The sequence below is a fragment of the Trebonia sp. genome, assembly GCF_030042015.1.
GTDB lineage: Bacteria > Actinomycetota > Actinomycetes > Streptosporangiales > Streptosporangiaceae > Trebonia.
In genome coordinates, this window is record NZ_JASIAL010000135.1 from 1 (window position 1) to 24,273 (window position 24,273).

Below are 24,273 nucleotides of genomic sequence, written 5' to 3' on the forward strand. Positions count from 1 at the left end.
CAGGCCCAGGACGAGGCGTGCCAGGTCGTGCGGCCGGGCGTCACCGCCGAGTCGGTCGACAGGACCGCCCGCGGCATCATCGAGGCGGCGGGCTACGGCGAATGGTTCATCCACAGGACCGGTCACGGCATCGGCCTTGAGTCGCACGAGGATCCGTACATCGTCGAGGGCAACGGCACGGCGCTGCAGCCGGGGATGGCGTTCTCCGTGGAGCCGGGGATCTACCCAGGCCCGCACGGCGCGCGGATCGAGGACATCGTCGTCTGCACAGGCGAGGGTCACGAGCGCCTGAACAACGCCACCCGCGAGCTCGTCGTCGTCGAGCGATAGGGAGGCGCCTACCGGTCGGGGGAGTCACCCCGCTGCTGGTCGGCGAGGAACTGCTCGAACTGCGCCGCCAGCTCCTCGGCCGTCGGCATCTCCTCGCCCTCGGCGAGCAGGTTCTCGCCGTCGGCGGCTACCGCCGCGTCGTACTGCTGCTCAAGGCTGTGCACCAGCTCGGCGACCTCGGTGGATTCGGCGACCTGGCGGTCGATCAGCTCGTTCGTGCGGTCCGCCGCCTCGCGCAGCTCGAGCGCGGGCAGGTCGAGCCCGGTCACCTCGCACACCGAGTCGAGCAGGGCCAGCGCCGCGGTCGGGTACGCGGCCTGGGACAGGTAGTGCGGCACCTGCACGGCGAACCCGATCGCGTCCCGGCCGGCCTCGCCGAGCCGGAACTCAAGCAGCGCGGACGCGCTCGCCGGCACCTGCAGCTTGCTGGGCATCTGGACCCGGTTTGTCACCAGCCCGGTCCTGGTGGCGTGCGTGAGCACGCCCAGCGGCCGGGTGTGCGGGATGCCCATCGGGATGCCGAGGTAGGTGATCACGGTGCCGGCGCCGAGCCGGTTCGCGAGCAACCGGACGGCGGTGGTGAACAGCTCCCACTCGTGATCTGGCTCAGGGCCGCTCAGCACGAGGAACGGCTTCCCGTTGGTGTCCCCGAGCAGGCTCACTTCAAGCCGGGGCCGGTCGTAGCTGTCCCAGTGGTCCTTGTCGAAGGTCATCAGCGGACGGCGGGACCGGTAGTCCAGCAGCCTGTCGGTGTCGAACGTGGCCACCGTCCGGTGGTCGAAGGCCTCAAGCAGGTGCTCGGTCAGCAGACGGCCCGCCGCGCCGGCGTCCATGAACCCGTCGAGGTGCACGAGCATGGCGGCGCCGCCCACGTCCGGCGCCGCCACGTCCAGTTCGTAGAGTTCTTCGGGCTGCCGCATGCTTACAGTCTCCCACCACGTGCCACCATCTTTGGCCGTGCAACGCACGCGTGAGCCAGAACGATCCCGGGAGGCGAGGGTCCCTGGCGCGGCGCGGCGCGGCGTGGCGCGGCCGGCCCGATCACGGTCCAACAGGGAAGCAAGGGCCCCGTGCTGGGTTACGGGGAGATATGCGCGGAATACGGTGCGTTCCGCCCGCAAGTCACGAATGAGTAAAGCATGAGATAATTCCGTTATCGCCAGGCGTCACGGACGGGAAGAATTCACGTTAAGTTGTCGTGGTGGAAGAGATCGACCGCAGGATCGTGTCCTTGCTGTGCCGCAACGGACGGATGAGCTTCACGGAGCTCGCCAGGCAGGCGGGGCTGTCGGTGTCCGCCGTTCATCAGCGTGTCCGCAGACTCGAGACAGATGGCGTCATCACCGGGTACGTGGCGCTGTGCGATCCGGAAGTGCTCGGGCTTCCGCTCACGGCGTTCGTGTCGATAAAGCCGTTCGACCCCGCCGTCCCGGACGACGTGCCGGACCGGCTGCGCCATCTCGCCGCGATCGAGGCCTGTCACAGTGTCGCGGGCGACGAGAACTACATCCTCAAGGTCCGCGTCTCGTCCCCGGCGGGGCTTGAGGACCTGCTGCAGCAGATCCGCAGTCTCGCGAACGTGTCCACCCGCACCACGATCGTGCTCAGCACGCCGTACGAGAACCGCCCGCCGGGGATCTAGGGAAAACCCATTATCCAGAACGAGCCGTTACTTCGCCTCCTGCGCGCCGTCCTGCCGGGGGCGCAGGCCGTCGAGCACCAGCGACAGCAGCCGGTCGGTCTGTTCCGGTGAGTGCTCTGTCGTCACCACGATGCCGTGCGCGAGCCGCAGCACGTCCTCGGCGCTGACGTCGGCGCGCACCACCCCGGCCTGCTGCGCCTGCGCAAGCAGGCGCTCGGCCGTGTCGTGCATCGCCATCCAGCAGCTTGAGATCAGCTCGCAGTCCCTGCCCAGGGTCGCGATCAGCGCGCTGGACAGGCCGCGCTTGGTGATCAGGTACGCGGCCATGGCCCGCAGCCAGCCGGCGAACGCCTGCTCGGGCGTCGCGGTGGCGATGAGGTCGTCGGCCGTCGCGCAGACCGACTGCACCTGGCTGCGGAAGACCGCCGCCTGCAGGTCGATCCGGGTGGGGAAGTGCCGGTACAGGGTGCCTATCCCGACACCGGCCCGGCGCGCGATGTCATCGAGCGGCGCGTCCGCGCCGTTCTCGGCGAACGCCGCGGTCGCGGCCTCGAGCAGCTTGGCGCGGCTGCGCCGCGCGTCGGCGCGCATCCGCGCTTCGTTAGTGGTCGTACTCATCTGTGCGCGAAACCGGTTTGCCAAAACGGAGTGACCCTCCGTATAGTAACCGGAGTGAACCTCCGAATCTTTCCTCATCGTACCTCGCCCGATCGCCAGCGTGGCGGTTTCGCCCGAGCCGGGCGCCCGGGCGTAGCGCTCGCCATCATGCTGGGCGCGCAGCTGATGATCATCCTCGACGCGACCGTGGTCAACATCGCGCTGCCGCACATCGAGACGGGACTGCGTTTCTCGTCGACCAGCCTGGCCTGGGTGATGAACGGCTACATGCTGACCTTCGGCGGTCTGCTGCTGCTCGGCGGGCGAGCCGGTGACATCCTCGGCCGCCGGCGCATGTTCCTCGCCGGGATCATCGTGTTCACGCTGGCCTCGCTGGCCGGCGGCCTGGCCACGTCCGCGGGGATGCTGCTCGCCGCGCGTGCCGTGCAGGGGATCGGCGGCGCGCTCGCCTCGCCCGCCGTCCTGGCCCTTGTCGTCAGCGGCTTCCCGGAAGGCCGGGAGCGGGTCCGGGCGCTGGCCATCTACGCCGGCGTGGTCACCGGGGGGGCGTCGCTCGGCCTTGTGCTCGGCGGCGTGATCACCGAGTGGCTGTCCTGGCGCTGGGTGCTGTTCATCAACGTCCCGATCGGTTTCCTGGTCGTCGCGCTTGCGCCGCTGTTCGTCGCCGAGACGCCGCGGCTGCCCGGCCGGTTCGACCTGGTCGGCGCGATCACGTCCACGGCGGGGGTCGCCGCGCTCGTCTACGGCTTCATCAGGGCCGCGGCGGACGGCTGGGGCGACCGCACGGCCGTGGCCGCGTTCGCGGCGGCCGTCGTGCTGCTCGCGGTCTTCCTGCTGACCGAGGTCCGCACCCCGCAGCCGATCACGCCGCTGCGGCTGTTCGCCGACGCCAGCCGGTCCGGGTCCTACGCGGTCCGGCTGCTGCTGGTGGCCGGCATGTTCGGGGTGTTCTTCTTCCTCACCCAGTTCCTGCAGGACGTCCTCGGCTTCAGCCCGCTGCGCGCGGGGGTGGCGTTCCTGCCGATGTCGATCACCCTGTTCGCGACCTCGCGCGTCGCCCCGCGGCTGATCCCGAGGTTCGGGGGCAGGCGGATGATGATAGTCGGCATGGTTCCGGTTATCGCCGGGATGACGTGGCTGTCCCGGGTCTCGCCGGCCACTGGCTACTGGGACGGCGTCTTCGGGCCGATGCTGGCGTTCGGCTTCGGCATGGGCATCGTGTTCGTGCCGCTGACGACCGCCTCGCTGGCCGGCGTGCGCCGGGAGGACTCCGGCGCCGCCTCCAGCATGGTCAACGTGATGCAGCAGGTGGGCGGGTCGGTCGGCCTCGCGGTGCTTGTCGCGGTGTTCGGCACCGCCACCCGGAGCGTCCTGGCGCACCCGGTGGCCGGCCTGTCCGCGGTGGCGCTGCGGCATCGCGTGCTCTCGCACGGCGTGTCCGCCGCGTTCGGCCTCGCGGCGATCTTCGACGCGGTCGCCTTGCTGGCGATCATCGTGCTGCTGCGCGGCGGCGCCCAGAACCCGGCCGCCGCCGCGGGCCGGCCCGAACGCGGCCCCGCAAAGACGCGGGTTGGCCAGGATGTGGGATAGAAAACCACCAGTACTGGTGGTTTTCTATCCCACATCTTCAACGGGGCACGGCCCGGCGGGCCGAGATCCTAGATGACCGTGAGCGGGACCGCCTCGGAGTAGCGGACCCGGCCGAAGTACATGAGCTTGACAAGCAGCCATGACTGCCAGCCGGGCACGGCGGTCGCCGGGAGGGCGACGCCGAAGCTGACCGTCGCCTCGCCGCCGGGAGCCACGTGCACGGCCCGTGTCCACGGGCCGGCCGCCTCCCAGCTGCCGAACGGCGAGATCAGCTGCACCTCACCGCGCAGCGGCGACGCCAGGTGGCTGGCGACCCGGATGGTCAGCTCGCCGCTGTGTCCGGGTGCCAGCCGCAGGCCCGGCGTCAGCACCTCCACGTCCGCCTCGCCTGCGAGGGCCTGCACGTCGGACTGCAGCCGGAAGAACAGCTCCTCGGGCGGCAGGCTGGCGTCCGGGCCGCCGGGCTCGCCGACCGTGACCAGCGCGGCGTCCTCGAGCTGCTGGCCGAGCTCGTCACCGATCCGCGCCGCGACGAAGTACCGCCCCGCCGCGGCCGCGGGCAGTGCCCGCACCGTCACGTCCCAGGTCGCGAACCCGCCGCCCGGCAGGTCGTAGCGCAGCAGGCTGCCCGAGCCGGCCGGGGCGTCACCGATCTCCGCCACGAGCCCGGCGGGCACGATGAGCTCCGCCCCGCCGGAGGCGGGCTCGGGGCCGCAGGCCACGGTCAGCCGTGTCCGGCCGGCCTGGTTGCCGGCGCCGGCGCCGACGCCGGCAAGCGTGACCCTGGTCGGCGTGAAGTGCACCGCGACAGGGACGTTGCCCGCGGGTGCCGGGCCCTTTCCGTGCAGCCAGTACCGCGTGTACACCGGCTGGGCGGGCTCCGGCGGCGCGGGCGCGGCCGACCGCGCATCCGGCGTGCCCGTACGGCCGGCCCGCGCCGGCCGTACGGCAAGCGTCACGGTCTCGAACGGGCTGAGCCCGGCGTACGCGACGCCGTCGGTCACGGTCAGCGGGCTCCCCAGCGACTCCTCGAGGATGTCGGTGCGCCAGGCCGCCTCGATCCCGCCCGCGAAGCGCAGGGCCGCGAGCGCCGGCCGTCCGTCGGTCTCCCGCAGCCGGACGGTGACATCTCGGCTGTCACCAGGCAAGCCGGGCAGGCCCGGCGAAGCCGGCGTGCCGGGCCGGCCCGCTGCCAGCGGATTGCCGAACGGCTTGAGCGCGGTCAGCGAGACGTTCGGCGCGCTGACCGACACCAGGTCGGGGCTCGCGTCCGCGGCGTCCTGCCGGGAAACCCCGCCGCTGACCACGGCGATCAGCTCGTGGTTGTAATGCTCGGCGCGCGCGTTGAACCGCCCCTCGCGCCAGCCGTCGCCTGAGCAGGCGAGCGCGTAGGCGAACGTGTGGCTCCAGTGCTGCCAGGCGAAGCTGCTCCCGTCCGGCGCGGTGCGCCGGTCGCCGTCGATCCACACCCCGCACGGCCAGCTCGAGCAGGCGCGCATCAGCGACATCCACAGCGTGCCGTCCGGCGTGACCACGGCGGACGGCGTCCCCTGGTTGAACAGCGCGACCGCGCCCTCCGCCAGCGCGCGGTCGCCAGGCGCGCCGTCGGCCGCGTCGGCCCGGATCGAGCCGGCGGTCACCTCGGCGAGCAGGTCGCCGAGCGCCCGCTCCAGTGCAGCGGGGTCGGCGGTCGCGACGATCAGCACCGGCAGGTCACGGGGGCCGCGCAGGTCCGCGTCCGGCGCGAACGCCTCCGCCCGCGTCCGTGCGGCCGGCACCCACAGCCGCGCGGCGCGGCGGTCCGACACCAGCGCGGCCAGCCGCTTGGCCACCGCCGGGTCGCTGGCCGCGAGCACCTCGGCGGTGAACGCGTTCTCCTCGGGCCCGCCGAGCGCGATCCGGAAGTCCGGCAGGTTGGAGTCCAGGTCCACCGACCCGTAGCGCGGCCCGGCGGCGCGCGAGCAGGTCGCCGTGACGCCGGTCCCTGCGAGGCAGACGACCAGGTCCCTGATGAGACGCTGCTGCTCGTTCGGGATCGTGTCGGGGGTGATCACCTCGGCCACCCCGATCGCCGCGGGCACCTCGCCTTCCGGCGTGTCCGCCGCGACCCGTGCGACCGAGCCGAGCCCGAACCAGTGGTGAGCCGGGTTGTCCAGCGTCCACCAGTGCGTGGCGGTGTCCGCCTCAGGCACGCCGAACGGCCGCCCGATCACCGCGGTCGCCGTCTGGTAGACCGGCAGGCCGCCGGGCACGTCGGCGGGGAAGCGGACCCGCAGCAGGTGGTCCTTCCCGATCGACCCGGACACGTGCGTGCGGAATTCGACCAGGTCCGACCCGTGCCAGAGCAGCGTCTCCTGCGTGATCTCCAGGTCGCCCAGCCTGAACGTGGCCAGCAGCCGCCGTCCGACGGGGCAATGCTGCGCGCGGACGGTCGCGGGGACGCCTGCCGAGCCCTGGCCCGGGCCTTTCGGCGACAGGTGCCACGGGCCCTCGCCCCACCGCGGGTGCTTGTCGTACTCCTCTTGCAGCACGAGTTCGTTGCCCGGGCCGCGCAGCACGTCCCGGCCGGCGCGCGTGTCGGTAATCGCGAGCGTGCCGCCCCTGGCCGGGTCGGCGGTCACCAGGAAGGCGCCGTTCTCGATCGCGGTGCCCGCGTCGTCGGCCCAGCCCCCGGCGCCGCGCTCGAGCGGCCTCAGCAGGTAGCGCCGGTACCCGAGCGCCGGGACGCCGGCCGCGCGGAACGTCAGCGTGATCTCGGCGAGCGAGCCGTCGTCGTGCCGGCGCACCCCCTCGGCCAGCGCGTCAAGCACGCTGCCATCCGACGCGTCGCACACCGCGAGCCAGGGCGTGCCCGGCTCGTCAATCCGCACCGTGACCCGCGCCATGCCGTCACGCTCGCGGGCCAGGCCGTTGCACACGATGATCGCGCGGTCGCGGCCAGCCGGGCCGCCGCCCGTCCGCGCAGGGCTGGAACGGGAAGCGATGAAATCGATTGCGTCCCGGCGGGCCGCATCCCCGCGCTGCCACGCCTCCCGCCAGCCCGCCAGCAGGTCCAGGTACACCTGGTCGGACTCCGTGCCGGTGACCGCGTCGTGGTGCGCGCCGTAGGCAAGCTGCCGCCACGCCTTGTCCAGCGACTCCGCCGGGTACGGCGCGCCGTCAAGCCAGGCGAGCGTCGCCAGCCGCTCGCCCTCGGCGACCGCGGTCTCGCCCGCCCTGTTGGCCTGCTTGGTGTCGGCGTAGGAGACGTCCTTGCCGGTGTAGACGGGGTTCATGTCCCTGGTCTGCGGCGTGATCCACACGCCCGACGCCGGCGCGGCGGCCTCCGCCCGCACCGCGTCGAAGAAGTCGCGCGGGATCGCCGTGACGAACCGCGGCCACACGTACCTGCTGTTCCAGGACCGGTGGATGTCGGTGACCCAGCGAGCGGGGATCACGTGGTCCGACCCGACAGGGAGCATGACGTTGCGGGTCGCGGCGACGGCGGCGAGCGAGCGGAACTGCTCGTAGGCCGCCTGCTCGGCCGACGCCAGGTCGGCCGCGGTGTGCACGATCCAGCCCGCGCCGTAGTGGTTGGCCATGTAGGACGTCAGCAGCCCGCCGCCGTCGGGGGAGAGCCACTCGAACTCGGCGGGGAACTGCATCCGCGTGTTGTCGTCCGGGCCCCACTGGTGGAACGGGCCGCGCGCCCACGAGGACGAGGTGAGCCCGGCGGCGGCCATCAGCCCGGGGAACCCCGGATCGTGGCCGAAGGCGTCCAGCATCCACGCCGATCGCGGGTCCGCGCCCAGGACCCCGCGCTGGAAGCCGACGCCGTAGACCGCGTTGCGGATCGTCGTCTCGGCCCCGGTCAGGTTCGCGTTCGGCTCGTTGTAGGTGCCGCCGACGAGTTCGGCGCGCCCCTCGTCGAGCAGCGCGCGCAGGTCCGCCCGGTCGGCGGGGAACGCGTCGAAGTGCGGCTTGAGGTAGTCGATCTCGGCGAGCACGAACTTGTAGTCGGGGTCGCGGCGCGCCTTCTCCAGGTGCAGCCGCACGAGCTCGAACGCGCTCCTGGCGTCCGGCAGCTTGCCGTCCTCGTCGGGCAGCACGAGCCGCGCCTCGGTGAACTGGCCCTGCGTGCTCCACCACACGGGGTCGTAGTGGAAGTGGCTGACCATCCACATCGTCCAGCCGGGCTCGGCCACGGTGAGCTGCGCGGCATGCTCGATGCGATCGTTTGCGGTCTCGGCGATCACGGTGACAGGCCGGAGCGTGCCCGGAGCGCCCGTGACGGCGGCCGCCACCTCATAGGTGCGGCTCTCGCCCGGTTCCGTCCCCGTTATCCCGAACGGGGCCGGGGTGTCTGCCCACGGCCCCGCGATCCGCAGCGTGGCCGGCGCGCCGGTCTCGCTCGGCCGCGTGCTCTCGACGGTGACCCGGATGACTTGCAGCGGGCGGCTTGTGGTGCCCTGGAACAGGTCGGTTGATTCCACGCCAGTGATCCGCATATTTCCATCGTCGCACGGAACGCCGGCGGTGAGCCACGGCGCTGCGCGCGCTGGCGGCGGGAGGAATTTTCTCGGAAGAAGTCTTCCGAGAAGTCTTGTCAAAAGAACCCTTTCGAGCGTAGCGTTTCGAAACATGAGTTCCGAAGAACGACCAGAGGCAGCGCCGGCGACCCGGCCAGGATCGGGGGACGCGCCCAGGTCCGCGCCCCGCCGCCGCCGGCCGGCCGCCGAGGCGGCCCCCGGCCCGGCCCCCGATCCCAGGCACAGCGAACTGCGGCTCACCGACCCGAAGGCGATGCGCGCGCTCGCGCATCCGGTGCGGATGGCGCTGCTCGACATCATCGGGGCCACGATCACGCTGACCGCCACGCAGGCCAGCGAGCTGCTGGGGGAGTCGCCGGCCAACTGCGCGTTCCACCTGCGGACGCTGGCCAAGTACGGGTACATCAAGGAGGCCGGCGGCGGGCGCGGCAGGGAGCGGCCGTGGACGATCGCGCACCGGAGCATCAGCCTGTCGGACAAGGACCAGGCGCCGCAGGCCAAGCTGGCCGCCGAGGCGCTGGCGCAGGTCTGGTACGAGCGGCTGCTTGACCGCATCGGGCGCGCGTTCGCACGGAACTCCTGGCCCACCGGATGGGAGGACGCGGCCGAGTCGTCCACCACCGTCGCTTATCTCACGCCAGAGGAGACCGGGCAGGTGGGGAAGGCGCTGCGCGAGGTGTTCGAGCCGTACATGGACCGGCGCTTCGACCGGTCGCTCCGGCCGGCGGGCGCCCTGCCCGTGGAGTTCGCGGTGTTCGGGTACCCGCGCGAGGACCTGGCCGCGCTGCCGGACAGCGCCCCCGAGACAGAAACCGGCGAGTAACTTCGAGATATATCTTGACAATGCGGTCAGACGCGATACATCGTAAGTTCTACTTACTCCAGAGGAGACCGATCATGCATCCGGAGATTGCCGGCGCGCTGGCCGAACAGCACCATGACGAACTGACCCGGCAGGCGGGCAGGCGGCGCGCGGCGGCCATCGCGCGCGCGGCGGCCCCCCGCCGGGGCATCGCAAGCGTGCGCCTGCCGCGCTACCGGGTCCGCTGGTCGCGGACCACGCTGTCGCCCGTGGGCGAAGCCGGGCGGCGCGAGCGGTCGTGGGTGATCGTCATCTCGGCGAGCCGCGCACTGTGACACGGGTGCCCAGGTCAGCATGGCAACGATGTCCTTGGCGCACCCGCTGCCGCGCGGTAGGGTGGTGAAAGAGGCGGGAACAATCGTTTTCCGTTCCTTCTGAGGCCTGGTTTCCCGGCAAAACGGATTCATCGGGCGCCGATCCACGCGAAGGAGTGCCATGTCCATGTCCGACCGGCCCGCGACGTTGCGGGATGTGGCGGCCGCGGCACGCGTGCATCCCGCAACGGCGTCGCGTGCGCTGAACCCCGGGACCAGGCTCCTGGTCAGCGAGGAGACCGCCCGGCGCGTCACCGAGGCTGCCGAGCGGCTCGGCTACCGGCCCAACCCGGTGGCCCGGTCGCTGCGAACGCGGCGCTCGCACACGATTGGCGTGCTCATCCCCGACCTGAACAACCCGCTGTTCCCGCCGATCGTCCGCGGCCTTGAGGACCGGCTCGCCAAGCAGGGCTACGTCGTGCTCATCGGCAACACCGACGGAGACCTGGCGCGCGAGCGGGCGGTTTTCGACCAGATGCGCGCGCGGCACGTCGACGGCTTCGTGCTGGCCACCGCGACGCTGCACAACCCGCTGCTCGCCGAGGCCGCCGAGGCCGACCTGCCGGTGGTCCTGATGAACCGGACCGCGCAGGGATACCCGTTCTCCTCCGTCTCTGTGGACAACGAGCAGGGCGAGTCGGCCGCGGTCGCGCACCTGGTCTCGCTCGGGCACACGCGGATCGGGCACATCGCGGGCCCGCAGGAAGTCTCCACCGGCGTCGCCCGGCTGCGCGGGTTCCACGACGCGATGCTCTCGCACGGCCTGACGGCCGACGAGTCCGTGGTCGTCTACGCGTCCAACTACACGATCGAGGAGGGCCGCCGCTGCGGGCACGAACTCCTGTCCGCCAACGGCGAGCTGACCGCGATCGTGGCGGCCAACGACATGCTCGCGGTCGGCTGCTACGGCGCGCTCGACGACGTCGGCATGCGCTGTCCCGAGGACATCTCCGTGATCGGCTTCAACGACATGCCGTTCATCGACCGGCTGCGCCCGCCGCTGTCGACGGTGCGATTCCCGCACTACAGGCTGGGCACGGAGGCGGCCAAGCTGCTGCTCGAGCGGATCGAGGACGCCGACAGCCCGGTCAAGATCCTCTACCTCGCGCCGGAGCTGGTCGCTCGCGGCTCCACGATCCCGCTGGCCCCCGCGGCTGTCCACGGCCATGCCGCCGCCGCCGCGGCCGGCGATGACGTGATCACCCCCAACATGGTCCCGCTGCGCCGCGCCGCGGCGCGCCGCAAGCGCTGAGCCAGGAGCCAGGAGCCAGGAGCCAGGAGCCAGGAGCTGGCAGCCAGGAGCCGGCCAGCCGGGGCTGCGAGCGGGAGCCGGACGCCACAGCCTGATAACGGATTGGGCATGACGGATTGACAAACCGCCGCCGGCAGGAGAGCCTCTAATGCAAACGATTGTGCCGTGCAGTCGGGGCGGGGCAGGCAGGACGGGGAAGGCATTGACTCGACACGGTGAGGCACTCCAGCTGGGGTGGCTGGGTACCGGCCGGATGGGTGCCGCCATGGTCCGCCGTCTGCTTGCCAACGGCTGCGACGTGACCGTCTACAACCGCACCGCGGCCAAGGCGGCACCGCTCGTCGAGCTGGGCGCCAAGGCGGCGGGCTCCTGCCAGGAACTGGCCGGCTGCGACATCGTCTTCACCGCGGTCGGCACGCCGGCCGACCTCGTCTCCGCCCTGACCGGGCCGGGCGGGCTCATTTCCGGCAGCGCCTCCCCGAAGATCGTCGTCGACACCTCGACGGTGTCCGCTGACGCCTCGGCGATCGTCAGGGAAAGGCTCGGCGAGCGCGGCACCGCGCTGCTCGCCGCGCCGGTGATGGGAAACCCGAAGGTCGTTGAGGTCGGCAGGATGACCGCCGCCGTCTCCGGCCCGCGCGACGCGTTCGACACGGCGCAGCCCTACCTGAACATGCTCGGCCGCGGCGTCACGTACGTCGGCGACGGGGAGCTGGCGCGGGTCGTCAAGCTGTGTCACAACCTGTTCCTCGGCGTGGTCGCCGCGTCGATGGCGGAGATCACGATTCTCGCCCAGGCCAGCGGAATCAGCCGGGAGGCCTTCCTGGCCTGTCTCAACAACAGCGTCGTGGGCTCGCAGTTCACCCAGTACAAGACGCCGGCCTACGTGAACCTGGACTTCGAGGCCACGTTCACCGCGCGCCTGCTGCGCAAGGACTTCGACCTCGGCCTGGCGGCGGCGCGGGAGTGCGAGGTCCCGATGCCCGTGGCCGCGGTGGTGCACCAGCTCATCCAGTCGCTGGTCAGCCGGGGCTACGGCGACGTCGATTTCGCGGCACTGATCGAGCAGGAGGCGCAATTGGCCGGCCTGACGCTGGAAAGCGAGCACGCCGACGTGTCGGACGGGCTCGGCCCACCCGGCCCGGCGCGATCCTTATCGGGCGCCAGCACGCGCCCGCGGCAGCCGGCTCAGTGCCTGAGCGCGACCGTCAGGCCGTCGCCGAGCGGGATCATGACCAGCTCGACGCGTTCGTCGGCTGCCGCCTGGTCGTTCATCGCGCGCACCGCGATGACCGACGGGTTGTCGTTGCCCGCGTCGAGCACCCGGCCGTGGGAGAACGTGTTGTCCACCATGATCACGCCGCCGCTGCGCACCCGCGGCACGACCTCCGCCCAGTATTTGGGGTAGGACAGCTTGTCCGCGTCGATGAACGCCACGTCGAAGGCCTCCTCCCGCGGCAGCGCGCGCAGCGTGTCGAGCGCGGCGCCAAGGCGCAGCTCGATCCGGTCGGCCAGCCCTGCCTTCTCCCAGTACTTGCGTGCCACCGAGGTCCACTCCTCGCTGACGTCGCAGCACAGCAGCCGGCCGCCGGCGCCGAGCCCGCGGGCTATGCAGATCGACGAGTACCCGGTAAACGTGCCAACCTCTATCCCGCGGCGCGCCCGGCTGAGCCTGGTCAGCAGCGTCAGCAGCGTGCCCATCTCGGCAGCGACCTGCAGGTGGATCTCGTTCGGGTAGCGCTCCGCCGTCTCCGTGGCCAGTTCCCGCAAGATCGCGTCCGGCGGGGTGCTGTGTGCCGTCAGGTAGGCGTTGAGGTGGAGGCTGATCTGCTCACTGCGCCGTGTCATGCGACAAACTTAATTCAACGAGCTCCGGCTGGCGCACCCGGTCGCGCCACCAGGCCTGGCCCGCTTCTGGCAGCAGGTGCACCGGGTCGTAGTAGGGGTACTCCCGCTCGAGCGCGAGCGGGTCGGCGGCCTCGAGCGCGGTCCGGTAGTTCTTCGTCCAGTACGAGATGCCCAGCGCGGTGTCATACCGCGCCACCTGGTGCACCCACCGTTTGCCCACGTACGGCACGTCGCAGACCACCCGCGGCGTCGCGAACCCCGGCAGGTAGCCCATGATCGCGCTCTGCAGCCGCTGCGCCTCACCGAGCGTCAGCCGCCAGTGCTCGGCGCCGGGGATCATGTCGCACATGTAGAAGTAGTACGGCAGGATCCCGGCCCCGTCGAGCAGCGCGAAACACAGGTCGAGCAGCGCGCCTGCGTCGTTTTCACCTGCTGGCCCGGACCAGCCGGCGTTGACGCCGCGCAGCAGCACGCCCTGGTTGCGCACGTCCCTAACCCCGGCCTCGAGCATCGCCCGGGCGGCCCGCGCCACCAGCGGGGTCACCGACTGCGCGGCGTTCACGTGCGTGTGGATCGCCAGCGACACGTCCCGCGACCGCGCCGTCGCCGCCAGCCGCGCCATCCCTGCCCGCACCTCGTCAGACAGCCAGTGCTGCGGCAGCCCCATCAGCGCCTTGCTCGCCAGCCGGATGTCGCGCACCGAGTCGATCTCAAGCAGCGCGGACACGAACGACTCAAGCCGCGCCCACGGCAGGTTCGCCACGTCGCCGCCGGAGACCACGACGTCCCGGACGCCCGGGGTCGCGCGCAGGTAGTCGAGCATGGCGGCCAGCCGGTTCTCGCGGGCCAGCTCGAACTTGTACTTGCCGAACGCCGCGGTCGGGTTCCCGACCAGGTCCATCCGCGTGCAGTGCCCGCAGTACTGCGGGCAGGTCGGCAGCAGCTCGGCGAGCACCTTCGTCGGGTACCGGTGGGTGAGCCCCTCGACCGCCCACATCTCCGCCTCGTGCAGCGAGTCGCGCTGCGCGTACGGGTGCGAGGGCCACGTCGGCTGCCGGTCGCTGAACAGCGGGAGCATGTAGCGGCGCACCGGGTCCGCCCGCCACGCGTCGGTGAAATCCGGCGCGGACGCGGCCACCCCCGGCGCGATCGTGTTCAGCATCTGCGGCGGGACCAGCATGGACATCGTGGCCCGCTCCCGCTGGTCCCGCTCCAGGTCGGCGAGGAAGGCCTCGCTCAGCCCGGGGCCGGCGACCTCGCGCAGCTGCCTGGCGTTCTTCACGCAGTGTGCCCGCTGCCACTGCGCGGACTCCCACTCCGCGCGCGTCACCCCGGCCCACCCCGGCAGCCGCCGCCAGTCCGGCTCGGCGAGCTCACGGCGCCTGTACTCGTACGGCTGCTGCAGATCGCCCATGCTGTCTCCCGAGTCGGCGAACGATACTCCGGTACTATTCGTATCGTACGAAAGAAGCTACGGTTAATCAGTAGTTAGATAGAAGATTTTCCCGAACGATCCCTGGCTTCTGCCTGCGCGAACAGTGACTGCCCGGGGAAGGATGATCGCATGGCACGATCTGCTGACGGTTCGCCGCTCGCCGCCTCGCTCGGCCTGACCAGGGTGGCTGACCCGGGGGAGCGCCTGGCCGGCGTGCTCCCGCAAGCCGCCTGGCGCCTCGACGCCAGCCCGCGGATCGGCCCGGACGAGGTGCGGATCCGGGTGGACAGGCTCAACCTGGACGCCGCCTCCTACCGGCAGCTGTCCGACTCGGCCGACGGCGACGGCGACGCGATCAGGGAGGCCGTCCGCGAGATCATCGCCAGCCGCGGGAAGATGCACAACCCGGTCACCGGCTCGGGCGGCATGCTCACCGGGGTCGTGGCGGAAGTGGGCCAGGACTCGCCGCTCGGCCTGGCGCCAGGTGACCGGGTGGCCACCCTGGTCTCGCTGACGCTCACGCCGCTTGAGGTCTACGACGGCCTGGAACGCTGGGACGGCCTGTCCGAGCAGGTGCCGTGCGACGGTCACGCGATCTTGTTCGGCAGGTCCGTCGCCGCCGTCCTGCCCGGCGACCTCCCGGTCCCGCTGGCGCTGTCCGTGCTCGACGTCTGCGGCGCGCCGGCGCTGACGAGGCGCGTGCTGAAGTCCCTGACGGAGTCCGCCCCCCGCGGCCCGGTCGTCGCCATACTCGGCGCGGCAGGCAAGAGCGGCTCACTGTCCGCGGCCGCGGCCAGGCAGGCGGGCGCCAGCTGGATCATCGGGGTGGTCCCCGGCGAGGCGGAAGCAAGCCTGCTGCGCCAGGCCAACGATCTCGCCACCACCCTGCCGCCGCCCCGGGCAGGCGCTAACCCGCCAGCGCCCCCGCTGGTCGACGAGGTCGTCATCGCCGACGCGCGGGAGCCGGTCCTGCTGGCACAGGCGATAACAGCAAGAGGCGGGCCCGCCGACGTCACCGTGGTCTGCGTCGACGTGCCAGGCTGCGAGGGCGGCGCGATCCTGTCGACCGCCCAGGGCGGCACGGTCGTGTTCTTCTCGATGGCCACGAGCTTCAGCGCGGCGGCCCTGGGCGCCGAAGGCGCGGCGGCGGATGTCACGATGCTCATCGGCAACGGCTACGTCCCCGGCCACGCCGCCTACGCGCTGGACCTGATCAGGGCCAATCCAGCGGTGCGCGCCTTGTTCGACCACCGCGCCCAGCCCCACCCCGCCGCCCGGCATGATGAATGTGACAGACAGCCGGTGATAGGCGGCTCGATGTCACATTCATCCGGTGGTGACGGCCACGAAGGCGGGGCGCGATGACCCCGAAGCTGAACCTGGACCCGGCCGTGGTCCGCGAGGCCCGCGAGCTGGCCAGGCGCGCGGGGGAGCCGGTGACGCGGCTGGCCCGCACGCATACCACGGTCTCGATCGAGCGGGCGGTGCTGCGCCTGGCCGGCCTGGACGGCGCCGACTCCGACGGCATGCCCTGGGTGAACCGGCTCGCCGACGCGATCGCGGACGCGACCGGGCTCGAGCACGGCATCGCGCTGCCGGCCTGGGACGCCATGCTCGCGGGCGGCTACCCGAACCTGCGCACGCTGGCCGAACAAGCCGCGGCCCGCCAGGTCAAGTTCCGCCTCCCTGCGGGGGAGGAAGCGGCGGCAGCGCGGGAACAAGCGCTTCGTTCTGTGCGACAAGGACTGGCCGCCGTGGATGCGCAGCGGGCGCTGCGGTCGGCCATGATCGCGGACCTCGCCGACCCGCCCGCCCCCTGGATCTACCTGATCGTCGCCACCGGCGACATCTACGAAGACATCCCGCAGGCGCAGGCGGCGGCGCGGGAGGGCGCCGACGTGATCGCGGTGATCCGGTCCACCGGCCAGTCGCTGCTCGACTACGTGCCCGAGGGGGCCACCAGGGAGGGGTACGCGGGCACCTACGCGACGCGGAAGAACTTCGCCCTGATGCGCGCCGCGCTTGACGCGACCTCGCGGGAGCTCGGCCGCTACGTCCGGCTGACGAACTACGCCTCCGGGCTGTGCATGCCGGAGATCGCCACGCTCGCCGGGCTCGAGCGGCTGGACATGATGCTGAACGACTGCATGTACGGGATCATCTTCCGCGACATCAACCCGGTGCGGACGTTCATCGACCAGCGCTTCTCCCGCCAGGTGCACGCACGGGCCGGGATCGTGATCAACACGGGCGAGGACAACTACCTCACGACCGCGGACGCGGTCGACGCGGCGCACACGGTCGTCGTGTCCCAGCTGCTGAATGAGTATTTCGCGCGCGAGGCCGGGCTGGCGACCTGGCAGCTCGGGCTCGGGCACGCCTTCGAGATCAACCCCGCGGTGCCCGACTCGTTCCTGCTCGAGCTCGCGCACGCGCAGCTGGTCCGCGAGCTGTTCCCCGGCGCCCCGCTGAAGTACATGCCGCCGACCAAGCACATGACGGGCAACGTGTTCGCAGGCTACCTGCTCGACGCGTTCTTCAACCTGTGCGGGCTGATGACCGATCAGTCGATCCTGCTCGTCGGCATGATGACCGAGGGCATTCACACCCCGTTCCTGTCCGACCGGGACCTGGCGCTTGAGAACGTCCGCTACGTGCGGGCCGCCGCCGGGCGGCTCGGGGCCTCGTTCCAGCCGGACTCGTTCGTGACCGGCCGGGCCCACCAGGTCCTGGCCGAGGCGGTGGGGCTGCTGCGCCGGATCGAGGCCGACGGCCTGCTGACCGCGATCGCGGACGGGACGTTCGGCGTCACCAAGCGCCCGCCGGACGGCGGGCGCGGCCTGGACGGCGTCATCGAGCGGGCGGACGGCTACTTCAACCCCGTCTCCGAAGCGCTGGAGTCCGCCCCCGCGGGCCCGCCCCGGCCGGACAGCCCGCTGTCCGCGATCATCGGAGGGGACCCGGAATGAGCCTGGCTGACGTCGTCCGGCCGTACGGCGACACCACCGGCGACGGCCGCGTGCAGGTGTCGTTCACGCTGCCGGTTCCCGCCGTGTCCGCGGCCGACCGGGCGGTGGCAGAAGGCGCCGCGCTTCAGCTCGCGGGCAAGATGGGCCTGTCACCCGCGATGGTCGTGCACACCAAGCCGGTCGGCCCTGACTTCACCTTCTTCATCGTGTACGGGCGGGTAAGTCACCTTGTCGATTTGTCGGCAGTGGTGGTGGCGCCGCGCGAGTTCGAGCTGCTGTCCCCGGCCGAGGTGAACCTGCGGATCCGCGCCGCCCTGGGCAGGAAGCTCGTGGTCGTGGGGGCGACCGTGGGAACCGACGCGCACACGGTGGGCATCGACGCGATCCTGAACGTGAAGGGCCACGCGGGGGAAAAGGGCCTGGAGTACTACCGGGAGATCCGGGTGGTGAACCTCGGCGCCCAGGTGCCCATCGGCTCGCTCGTCGAGCGGTCCGCCGCGGAGCGGGCCGACGCGGTGCTGGTCAGCCAGGTGGTCACCCAGCGCGACGCGCACTTGTCGAACGCGCGAGAGCTGGCGGCGGCGTTCCGCGCGGCCCCCGAGTTCGCGGCGCCGCGGCACTGGCCGCTGCTCGTGGTCGGCGGGCCGCGGTTCGACCCGTCGGCGGCGGAGGCGGCGTCGCTCGGCGTGGACAAGATCTTCGGCCGCGGCACCACGCCCGGCGAGGTGGCCAGCTACCTGGCGCACGCGCTCGCGCCGGTTCCCGCCCCGGCCGCGGCCGGCGAGCGGTGACCGGCGATCCGCGGACCGGGCTGACCGTCACCCACCGGCGGTACGTCAGGCACGGCGACGCGCACTACGGCGGGGGACTGGTCGACGGGGCGTACGTGCTCGGGCTTTTCGGCGACGCGGCGACCGAGGCGTGCGTCCGGCTGGACGGCGACGAGGGGCTGTTCGCCGCGTACTCCGACGTGCGGTTCCGCGCTCCTGTGCTGGCCGGCGACGTGCTGGAGGCGACCTGCACGGTGACGGGGGTCGGCCGGCGCAGCCGCCAGCTGTCGTTCGAGGCGCGGATCGTCTGCCGCGCCGACCCGGCCCGCGGCCCGTCCGCCGCCACGGTGCTGGCCGAGCCCATCGTGGCGGTCACCGCCACGGGAACCGTGGTGGTCCCGCACAAGCCCGCCTAGCCGGGCTGGCTAGCCAGCCCGGCTAGCCGAGGCGGTACACCGTCACTTTCTTCACTGGCGTGTCTTCAAGCACGCTCAGCACGGGAACCTCGTAGCTGGCGAGCGGGGTGAGCGCGGCCTCTGGCAGGGGGCTTGGGCGGGCGGCGGGGAAGAAGGCCCTGCCGGGGTCGGCGACCAGCACGTCGGCGCCCGACCGGGCGGCGCCGCGGAGGAAGGACAGCGCGAGTTCGGCGAGTTCGCGCTGGTAGAAGACGTCGGCGGCAAGCACCACATCGGCCGTGTGCGCGCCGTCGGCGGCGAGGTCGAGGGCGCGGGCGGTCACCGCGGCGCCGTTCGCCGCGGCGTTGATGCCGATCGCCGTTACCGCGTTGCGGTCGACGTCCCCGGCGGTGACGCTGGCCGCGCCTGCCTTCGCGGCGGCTATCGCGACCAGGCCGGAGCCGGACGCGGCGTCGAGCACGTGCCGCCCCGCCACGACAGCGGGGCTGTCGAGAACGTACCGTGCGAGCGCCTGGCCGCCTGCCCACGGGAATGCCCAGAACGGCGGCGCGTCCAGTTCGGTCCTGTGCCAGAGCCCGAACGGCTCCGCCGCGGTCAGCAGCCTGATTTCCGGGACGAACGGGACCGCCTGCCACGTGGTGCCCGAGCGGACGAGGTCCTCGGGCGTCATCACCGGAGCATGGGGCCGCCGTGCGGTCAGATCACCCGGGCGGCGATCTGGCGCGCGGTGGCCTGCAGGGTCGGCCCGAGCTGGCTGACGAGCTCGTTCATCGCCACGGGCGACCATGGGATGGAGACGTTGACCGCGGCGACGACCTCGCCGGACCGGGCGCGGACGGGCGCGGCGATCGACCGCAGCGCGCTGTCGAGTTCCTCGTCGTTGACGGCGACGCCGGTGCGGCGCACCTCCTCGAGCTCGGCGAGCAGCGCGGCCTTGTCGGTCACGGTGCGGGGCCCGCGCTGGACGAGATCGATCCGGTCAAGGAGCCTGTCCAGCTCGGGGCGCGGCAGGAAGGCGAGCAGCGCCTTGCCGGTCGCGCTGCAGTAGGAGGGCAGCCGCGAGCCGACGTGCAGGCTGTATTCGAGGTGGTGGTAGCGGCCAGGCCGCCCTCGCACGCGGTCGATCAGGATCACGTCGGTGTCGTCGCGGATGGCCAGGTTCGAGGTGTGCCCGGTGGTGTCGGTGAGCCGCCGCAGGTGCGGCGCGGCGATCTCGCGCAGGTCCATGGACCCCAGCAGCGAAAATCCCAGGTCCAGGACGCGCGGGCCGAGGCGGTACTTGCGCGTCGCGTCGTCTTGCTGGAGATAGCCGAGGCTGGCCAGCGTGGCGACGTAGCGGTGGGTGGTGCTGCGGGTGAGGGCGAGCTTGCGCGCCAGCTCGCTGATCCCGAGCGCAGGGCGGTCGGGGGTGAACGCGCTGAGGATCGCCAGGCCCCGCTCGAGCGACTGCGAGAACCCCGCGCCATTATCTGACTGCAGCATGTCCCGAATACTAGAACACTGTATTGGCATATGAACACCCTTTGCCCGCCATCCGGCACAGCTTCCCCCGCTGGGTTCGCGCGGTTATTGGTGGTGTGGGCCCCACCACCAATCCTGGTCCGTGGCGGCCGCGCGGCCGGGTGGGGCGTGGCAGGCTGGCTGAGGCTAGGCGGATGTCCGGCTGGCGGTCTCAGATAGCCGGACGGCGTCGGACACCAAGTTAGGACCCGAGCCGCAGATTTATTGTCCGTTTTATCCGCATTTTTGGCTGCCGCTTGGGTCCTATGTTGTCCAGCGGGCGCGGATCGCGCCCGGTATGGGCGGTTTGTTCCATCCGCGAGCCTTTATGGCGGCATGTCATGTGCGCAAGGGCCCGGGGTAGGCGAAGGTCCCCCTCAGGCCGGGCCGGCCGCCCGCCGGGCAGCGCGTTTTCCTGAGGGTACCGGCCGCTAGGGCGATCGCTTCCCCCTCGGCGGGTGATGACGGGACGGGTCAGTTGGGGCCAGCATCGATGACCATGACATTGCATGATCGCGACACGGTCCGCGCGCAGCTCGGGGACTGCGTGTTCGCCGACAGGGACCTGACCAGGCCGGTGCCCAAGTACCGGTTCCCGCCGGAGGGAACGCTGCCCAGGGACGCGTTCCAGATAGTGTCCGACGAGCTGATGCTTGACGGCAACGCGCGCCAGAACCTCGCCACGTTCTGCCAGACATGGGAGGAACCCGAGGCGCTGGCGCTGATGGCGATGTCGGTCAACAAGAACATGATCGACAGGGACGAGTACCCGCAGACCGCCGAGATAGAGCGGCGGTGCGTGCACATGATGGCCGACCTGTGGAACGCGCCCGAGGCGGCCAACACCGTGGGCGCCTCGGCCATCGGTTCCTCGGAGGCCTGCATGCTGGCGGGCATGGCGGCCAAATGGCGGTGGCGGGCCAAGCGGCGGGCCGCGGGCAAGCCCGCGGACAACCCGAACATGGTGTGCGGCCCGGTCCAGGTGGTGTGGCACAAGTTCGCCCGCTACTGGGATGTCGAGATCCGCGAGGTCCCCATGTCGCCGGGCGCGTACATGATGGATCCGGCCTCGATGCTCGAGCGGGTGGACGAGAACACGATCATGGTCGTGCCGACGCTCGGCGTGACCTACACCGGCGCGTACGAGCCGGTCGAGGCGATGTCGCAGGCCCTGGACACGTTGCAGGCGGACAAGGGCCTTGACCTCGACATCCACGTGGACGGGGCAAGCGGCGGTTTCCTCGCCCCGTTCTGCGCGCCGGCGGTCGCGTTCGACTTCCGCCTGCCCCGGGTCAAGTCGATCAGCTCCTCCGGGCACAAGTTCGGGCTGGCCCCCCTGGGCGTCGGCTGGGTGATCTGGCGAGACAGCAGCGAACTGCCTGAGGACCTGGTGTTTCACGTCAACTACCTGGGCGGCGACATGCCGGTGTTCCAGATCAACTTCTCCCGGCCGGCCGGCCAGATCATCTCCAGCTATTACAACTTCCTGCGGCTCGGCCGTGACGGTTACCGCCGCGTCCACATGGCGTCCTACGAGATCGGCCAGTACCTCGCCGCCGAGATCGCCAAGATGGGCCCGTTCGAGCTGCTGTGCGACAGCAATCCGAACACCGGAATCCCGACAGTCACCTGGCGCGTCCGCGAGGGCGAGAACCCCGGCTACACGCTGTTCGACCTGGCCGACCGGCTGCGCACCCGCGGGTGGCAGGTGCCTGCCTACACGCTGACGGGGACGGCGTCCGACATCGCCGTGCAGCGCATCCTCGTCCGGCTCGGCGTCAGCCAGGACATGGCGTCCCTGCTGCTTGACGACTTCCGCGACGCGATCGCTCACTTCGGCAAGCACCCGGTCACCGTGTCCATGACCAAGGAGGAATCGGGCGGGTTCAGCCACCTGTAGCCGTGGCGGCATCCTGCGGCGCGCTTGCAGCGGGTGACGCGGATTTCGTCGGGCGGCCCATGGTCATGGCGGGCGGGCGCGTCTAACGTTGCTTGCGTGAGCAGCCAGCCGGCGGAGCCGGAGGAGTGCCTGCGGTCACTGACCGCCGAAGCCCTGCGCGTGGCACGCCCGGGCCATCCCCTGCTCGCGCAGTCACTGGGCGTGATGGCGACGGCGAACGCGTTCGTGATGCTCGGCCTGGTGGCGGAGCAGCGCGCCGAGCAGATCCTCGCCGGGCACCGTGCGGCCCTGGAGGCCAAGGGCATCACCGCGCTGTGGGGGGTCAGTCAGGGAGAGCTCACCGTCCGCCCGGGCGCGCACGGGTACTGGACGGCACGGGTCGCCGGGGCCGACGAGACGGGCGAGGTGCCGCTGCGGGTGCTGCCCGCCGGCGTGCGGCTGCCGGTCACGCTGGCCGATCAGCAGTCCGAGATCAGCATCGACTGGCTGAAACTGACCAGGACCGGCTGGCGGATGACCGTGCGAACGACCGCCGTCGCGATCCCTTCGGCGGATGAAACACCGCGCGCCGCGCCGGCCCGCCAGCCGATAGCAGCTCACTCAACAGGGCTCCTGGCCCAGCTCTCGGTCACCGACGACGCCGGCCGCGGCTACGAACTGACCGGCGCCGCCGGGTTGAGCCGGAGCGGGCCGGGCCGGTATGAGTGGCACGGCGAAGCCGTGGCGCGGCCGGACGTGGCAGGCGACGCGGGCATCGCGGGCAGCATCCCGCAATGGCTGGAGTTCTCGTCCGCGGCGGGCGGCGACCCGCGACGCGTCCCGGTCACCCCGACCACTGACATCCCGACCGGTGTCGCCGAGCCGCGGTGGCCGGCCCCGGCCGAGGCGTTCGTCGAAACCCTCGCCAAGGTCAGCGGCTTCACCCTCAACGGGAATGAGCTGACCCCGGAGCAGACGGCGCGGATCGCGGCCACCGTCGCCGACTGCCTGATGAGCGTCGGCGCCCTCCCGGCATCCAGCCGCCTGCTGCGGGAACCACCGGAACCGCCGTCGCACGGCCCGGCGTGGCAGGCAGAGCTGGCGAGGCGCTGGGAGCGCCGCATCCATCGGCGCGACACGCAGTTCCGGCCGTCCGAGCACAGCGGCCTGGTCGCCGAGCTTCCGCTCAAGCACGCGACCGCCGTCATCGAAAGCGTCTCCGCGCACGGCGAGCTTGCCGGGATCCGGCTGTACGGGCATCCGTGGGTGCGGGGGGAGTACTGGCCGATGATCACGCCGTGCTTTTCCGTGCACGCGACCGGCGACGACGGAGCGGGCTACCAGGGGATGCCGGGTAACTGGCGCGGCAGCGGCAGTCACGAAGGCGTGGGCGAGTTCTGGTTCTGGCCGCCTGTGCCGCGGTCGTGCCAGCGCCTGCGGGTGACCGTGAGCACATTGTGGGAAGCGGCCTGGGCCGACATCAACCTGCCAGGAAGGACGGAGTAGATGGAATACACGCGCGGCCGCAGGGACGGCCAGCCCACTCGCCTAGGGGACGAGGGCACGTTCACCGGGCAGGCCATGCTCGACGTCCTCCTCGAGGACGGGGAAACGGCCCAGGTGCGGGTGAACAGCGTGATCTTCGCGCCGGGCGGGCGCACCCACTGGCATTCCCACACCGACGGGCAGGTGCTGATGGTCAGCAGCGGCCGCGGCATGGTCGAGAACAGGGACGGCCACCGGCACGTGCTGCACGCCGGCGACGTGGTCTGGGCCCCGCCCGGCGAAGAGCACTGGCACGGCGCGGCCCCGGACTCGTTCGTCGCCCACACGGCGATCTCGCTTGGCCCCACCGTGTGGCACGAAGAAGTCCCCGGCACACGCTATAAGGCAGCCTTCGAGGACAAGGAAGAGGACTAGCGAGGCGCCAGGCGCGACGGCGATCACAAGTTCACAACCGGCACAAGGGGTGAGAGCGTGGCCGACGACGGTACGCGCGAGGTACTGGCGGTGCGCTACGGGAACCGCGTCACCACGCGCGCCGAGACCTTCCTCAACTACCACCTGTACGGCGAGCCGGACGGGAAGATCCAGCTCGACTACTTCTTCTGGGTGATCCGTGACGGCGGCGGCGCGGGCCGGGTCACCCTGATCGACACGGGCTTCGCCCCCGCGGCCGGCGACCGCCGCGGCCGGAACTGGGATACCACGCCCGCCGACGCCCTGCCGAAGCTGGGCATCGACCCGGGCGCGGTCGGCACCGTCGTGGTCACGCACGCCCACTGGGACCACATCGGGAACCTGCACCAGTTCCCGCAT

General features: G+C 71.5%; 21 protein-coding genes and 1 pseudogene. 15 read left to right on the forward strand and 7 right to left on the reverse strand.

Translation table 11 applies throughout. The features are described from left to right. A partial coding sequence (locus tag Q1N79_RS06750; RefSeq protein ID WP_300605676.1) for a Xaa-Pro peptidase family protein occupies positions 1-330 on the forward strand: 330 nt, incomplete at its 5' end. Positions 331-338: 8 nt separating this feature from the next. Here the strand turns inward: Q1N79_RS06750 and Q1N79_RS06755 are convergent. After that, entirely contained in the window at positions 339-1,250 is a 912-nt protein-coding gene (locus tag Q1N79_RS06755; protein WP_300605678.1) for a PAC2 family protein, read from the reverse strand. A gap of 281 nt (positions 1,251-1,531) precedes the next feature. Between Q1N79_RS06755 and Q1N79_RS06760 the strand changes: the two genes are divergently transcribed. Further along, on the forward strand, positions 1,532-1,972 hold the full coding sequence (locus tag Q1N79_RS06760; RefSeq protein WP_300605680.1) for an Lrp/AsnC family transcriptional regulator: 441 nt from the start codon (positions 1,532-1,534) through the stop codon (positions 1,970-1,972). A 27-nt stretch (positions 1,973-1,999) separates the two neighbouring features. Here the strand turns inward: Q1N79_RS06760 and Q1N79_RS06765 are convergent, their stop codons facing one another. Then, entirely contained in the window at positions 2,000-2,590 is a 591-nt protein-coding gene (locus Q1N79_RS06765; RefSeq protein WP_300605681.1) for a TetR/AcrR family transcriptional regulator, read from the reverse strand. Between the two features lie 147 nt (positions 2,591-2,737). Here Q1N79_RS06765 and Q1N79_RS06770 point away from each other — a divergent pair, with 147 nt between their 5' ends. Beyond that, a complete protein-coding gene (locus tag Q1N79_RS06770) occupies positions 2,738-4,180 on the forward strand; it encodes an MFS transporter (RefSeq protein ID WP_300605683.1) in 1,443 nt (480 codons plus the stop codon). Positions 4,181-4,248: 68 nt separating this feature from the next. Here Q1N79_RS06770 and Q1N79_RS06775 read toward each other — a convergent pair whose 3' ends face one another. Next, positions 4,249-8,667 carry a glycoside hydrolase family 38 C-terminal domain-containing protein gene (locus Q1N79_RS06775; protein WP_300605685.1) on the reverse strand — a complete coding sequence of 1,473 codons (4,419 nt, stop codon included), beginning with the start codon at positions 8,665-8,667 and terminating at the stop codon, positions 4,249-4,251. A gap of 133 nt (positions 8,668-8,800) precedes the next feature. On the opposite strand from Q1N79_RS06775, the gene Q1N79_RS06780 reads away from it, so the two are divergent. From Q1N79_RS06780 to Q1N79_RS06795, 4 genes and pseudogenes are all read left to right on the forward strand, one after another. Then, a complete protein-coding gene (locus Q1N79_RS06780; protein ID WP_300605687.1) occupies positions 8,801-9,532 on the forward strand; it encodes a helix-turn-helix domain-containing protein in 732 nt (243 codons plus the stop codon). 74 nt (positions 9,533-9,606) lie between these two features. Next, positions 9,607-9,846 (forward strand): hypothetical protein, encoded by a 240-nt coding sequence (locus Q1N79_RS06785; RefSeq protein ID WP_300605689.1) that lies wholly within the window; start codon positions 9,607-9,609, stop codon positions 9,844-9,846. A 160-nt stretch (positions 9,847-10,006) separates the two neighbouring features. Further along, positions 10,007-11,137 (forward strand): LacI family DNA-binding transcriptional regulator, encoded by a 1,131-nt coding sequence (locus Q1N79_RS06790; protein WP_300605691.1) that lies wholly within the window; start codon positions 10,007-10,009, stop codon positions 11,135-11,137. A gap of 148 nt (positions 11,138-11,285) precedes the next feature. Further along, positions 11,286-12,191, forward strand: a pseudogene (locus tag Q1N79_RS06795) (NAD(P)-dependent oxidoreductase); the annotation flags it as partial. 134 nt (positions 12,192-12,325) lie between these two features. Here Q1N79_RS06795 and Q1N79_RS06800 read toward each other — a convergent pair. Continuing rightward, complete coding sequence (locus Q1N79_RS06800) at positions 12,326-12,985, reverse strand: O-methyltransferase (protein ID WP_300605693.1); 660 nt, start codon at positions 12,983-12,985, stop codon at positions 12,326-12,328. Then, complete coding sequence (locus Q1N79_RS06805) at positions 12,969-14,399, reverse strand: lysine 2,3-aminomutase (RefSeq protein ID WP_300605695.1); 1,431 nt, start codon at positions 14,397-14,399, stop codon at positions 12,969-12,971. Before Q1N79_RS06805 ends, Q1N79_RS06800 begins: the two co-directional genes overlap by 17 nt. 150 nt (positions 14,400-14,549) lie before the next feature. Here Q1N79_RS06805 and Q1N79_RS06810 point away from each other — a divergent pair, with 150 nt between their 5' ends. The 4 genes from Q1N79_RS06810 to Q1N79_RS06825 are packed head-to-tail and all read left to right on the forward strand — an operon-like array spanning position 14,550 to position 18,575. Beyond that, positions 14,550-15,785, forward strand: a complete 1,236-nt coding sequence (locus Q1N79_RS06810; RefSeq protein WP_300605697.1) for an L-erythro-3,5-diaminohexanoate dehydrogenase — start codon at positions 14,550-14,552, stop codon at positions 15,783-15,785. Next, positions 15,782-17,389 (forward strand): lysine 5,6-aminomutase subunit alpha, encoded by a 1,608-nt coding sequence (locus Q1N79_RS06815; RefSeq protein ID WP_300605699.1) that lies wholly within the window; start codon positions 15,782-15,784, stop codon positions 17,387-17,389. Before Q1N79_RS06810 ends, Q1N79_RS06815 begins: the two co-directional genes overlap by 4 nt. Next, on the forward strand, positions 17,386-18,180 hold the full coding sequence (locus Q1N79_RS06820; RefSeq protein ID WP_300605701.1) for an OAM dimerization domain-containing protein: 795 nt from the start codon (positions 17,386-17,388) through the stop codon (positions 18,178-18,180). The genes Q1N79_RS06815 and Q1N79_RS06820 overlap by 4 nt, the downstream gene beginning before the upstream one ends. Beyond that, positions 18,177-18,575: a hotdog fold domain-containing protein gene (locus tag Q1N79_RS06825; RefSeq protein WP_300605703.1), complete on the forward strand. Its 399-nt coding sequence runs from the start codon at positions 18,177-18,179 to the stop codon at positions 18,573-18,575. The genes Q1N79_RS06820 and Q1N79_RS06825 overlap by 4 nt, the downstream gene beginning before the upstream one ends. A 22-nt stretch (positions 18,576-18,597) precedes the next feature. Here the strand turns inward: Q1N79_RS06825 and Q1N79_RS06830 are convergent, their stop codons facing one another. Together Q1N79_RS06830 and Q1N79_RS06835 are read right to left on the reverse strand one after the other, a co-directional pair. After that, positions 18,598-19,245 (reverse strand): methyltransferase, encoded by a 648-nt coding sequence (locus tag Q1N79_RS06830; RefSeq protein ID WP_300605705.1) that lies wholly within the window; start codon positions 19,243-19,245, stop codon positions 18,598-18,600. Positions 19,246-19,271: 26 nt separating this feature from the next. Beyond that, positions 19,272-20,057 carry an IclR family transcriptional regulator gene (locus tag Q1N79_RS06835; protein ID WP_300605707.1) on the reverse strand — a complete coding sequence of 262 codons (786 nt, stop codon included), beginning with the start codon at positions 20,055-20,057 and terminating at the stop codon, positions 19,272-19,274. A gap of 517 nt (positions 20,058-20,574) precedes the next feature. On the opposite strand from Q1N79_RS06835, the gene Q1N79_RS06840 reads away from it, so the two are divergent. The 4 genes from Q1N79_RS06840 to Q1N79_RS06855 all read left to right on the forward strand — a co-directional run. Continuing rightward, a complete protein-coding gene (locus Q1N79_RS06840) occupies positions 20,575-21,975 on the forward strand; it encodes a glutamate decarboxylase (protein WP_300605709.1) in 1,401 nt (466 codons plus the stop codon). Between the two features lie 96 nt (positions 21,976-22,071). Further along, a complete protein-coding gene (locus Q1N79_RS06845) occupies positions 22,072-23,460 on the forward strand; it encodes a hypothetical protein (RefSeq protein ID WP_300605711.1) in 1,389 nt (462 codons plus the stop codon). Continuing rightward, the gene (locus tag Q1N79_RS06850) at positions 23,461-23,874 is read left to right on the forward strand and encodes a cupin domain-containing protein (RefSeq protein ID WP_300605712.1); all 414 of its coding nucleotides are present in this window, start codon (positions 23,461-23,463) and stop codon (positions 23,872-23,874) included. Positions 23,875-23,931: 57 nt separating this feature from the next. Next, positions 23,932-24,273 (forward strand): MBL fold metallo-hydrolase (locus Q1N79_RS06855; RefSeq protein ID WP_300605713.1); only part of this gene is annotated, 342 nt, incomplete at its 3' end.

What these genes read in the sequence shown, in the direction of transcription:
- Q1N79_RS06755 (WP_300605678.1), bottom strand. Translation starts at nt 1,250, where the DNA reads ATGCGGCAGCCCGAAGAACTCTACGAACTGGACGTGGCGGCGCCGGAC.
- Q1N79_RS06765 (WP_300605681.1), bottom strand. Translation starts at nt 2,590, where the DNA reads ATGAGTACGACCACTAACGAAGCGCGGATGCGCGCCGACGCGCGGCGC.
- Q1N79_RS06770 (WP_300605683.1), top strand. Translation starts at nt 2,738, where the DNA reads ATGCTGGGCGCGCAGCTGATGATCATCCTCGACGCGACCGTGGTCAAC.
- Q1N79_RS06775 (WP_300605685.1), bottom strand. Translation starts at nt 8,667, where the DNA reads ATGCGGATCACTGGCGTGGAATCAACCGACCTGTTCCAGGGCACCACA.
- Q1N79_RS06780 (WP_300605687.1), top strand. Translation starts at nt 8,801, where the DNA reads ATGAGTTCCGAAGAACGACCAGAGGCAGCGCCGGCGACCCGGCCAGGA.
- Q1N79_RS06785 (WP_300605689.1), top strand. Translation starts at nt 9,607, where the DNA reads ATGCATCCGGAGATTGCCGGCGCGCTGGCCGAACAGCACCATGACGAA.
- Q1N79_RS06790 (WP_300605691.1), top strand. Translation starts at nt 10,007, where the DNA reads ATGTCCATGTCCGACCGGCCCGCGACGTTGCGGGATGTGGCGGCCGCG.
- Q1N79_RS06800 (WP_300605693.1), bottom strand. Translation starts at nt 12,985, where the DNA reads ATGACACGGCGCAGTGAGCAGATCAGCCTCCACCTCAACGCCTACCTG.
- Q1N79_RS06805 (WP_300605695.1), bottom strand. Translation starts at nt 14,399, where the DNA reads ATGGGCGATCTGCAGCAGCCGTACGAGTACAGGCGCCGTGAGCTCGCC.
- Q1N79_RS06810 (WP_300605697.1), top strand. Translation starts at nt 14,550, where the DNA reads ATGGCACGATCTGCTGACGGTTCGCCGCTCGCCGCCTCGCTCGGCCTG.
- Q1N79_RS06815 (WP_300605699.1), top strand. Translation starts at nt 15,782, where the DNA reads ATGACCCCGAAGCTGAACCTGGACCCGGCCGTGGTCCGCGAGGCCCGC.
- Q1N79_RS06820 (WP_300605701.1), top strand. Translation starts at nt 17,386, where the DNA reads ATGAGCCTGGCTGACGTCGTCCGGCCGTACGGCGACACCACCGGCGAC.
- Q1N79_RS06830 (WP_300605705.1), bottom strand. Translation starts at nt 19,245, where the DNA reads ATGACGCCCGAGGACCTCGTCCGCTCGGGCACCACGTGGCAGGCGGTC.
- Q1N79_RS06835 (WP_300605707.1), bottom strand. Translation starts at nt 20,057, where the DNA reads ATGCTGCAGTCAGATAATGGCGCGGGGTTCTCGCAGTCGCTCGAGCGG.
- Q1N79_RS06840 (WP_300605709.1), top strand. Translation starts at nt 20,575, where the DNA reads ATGACATTGCATGATCGCGACACGGTCCGCGCGCAGCTCGGGGACTGC.
- Q1N79_RS06850 (WP_300605712.1), top strand. Translation starts at nt 23,461, where the DNA reads ATGGAATACACGCGCGGCCGCAGGGACGGCCAGCCCACTCGCCTAGGG.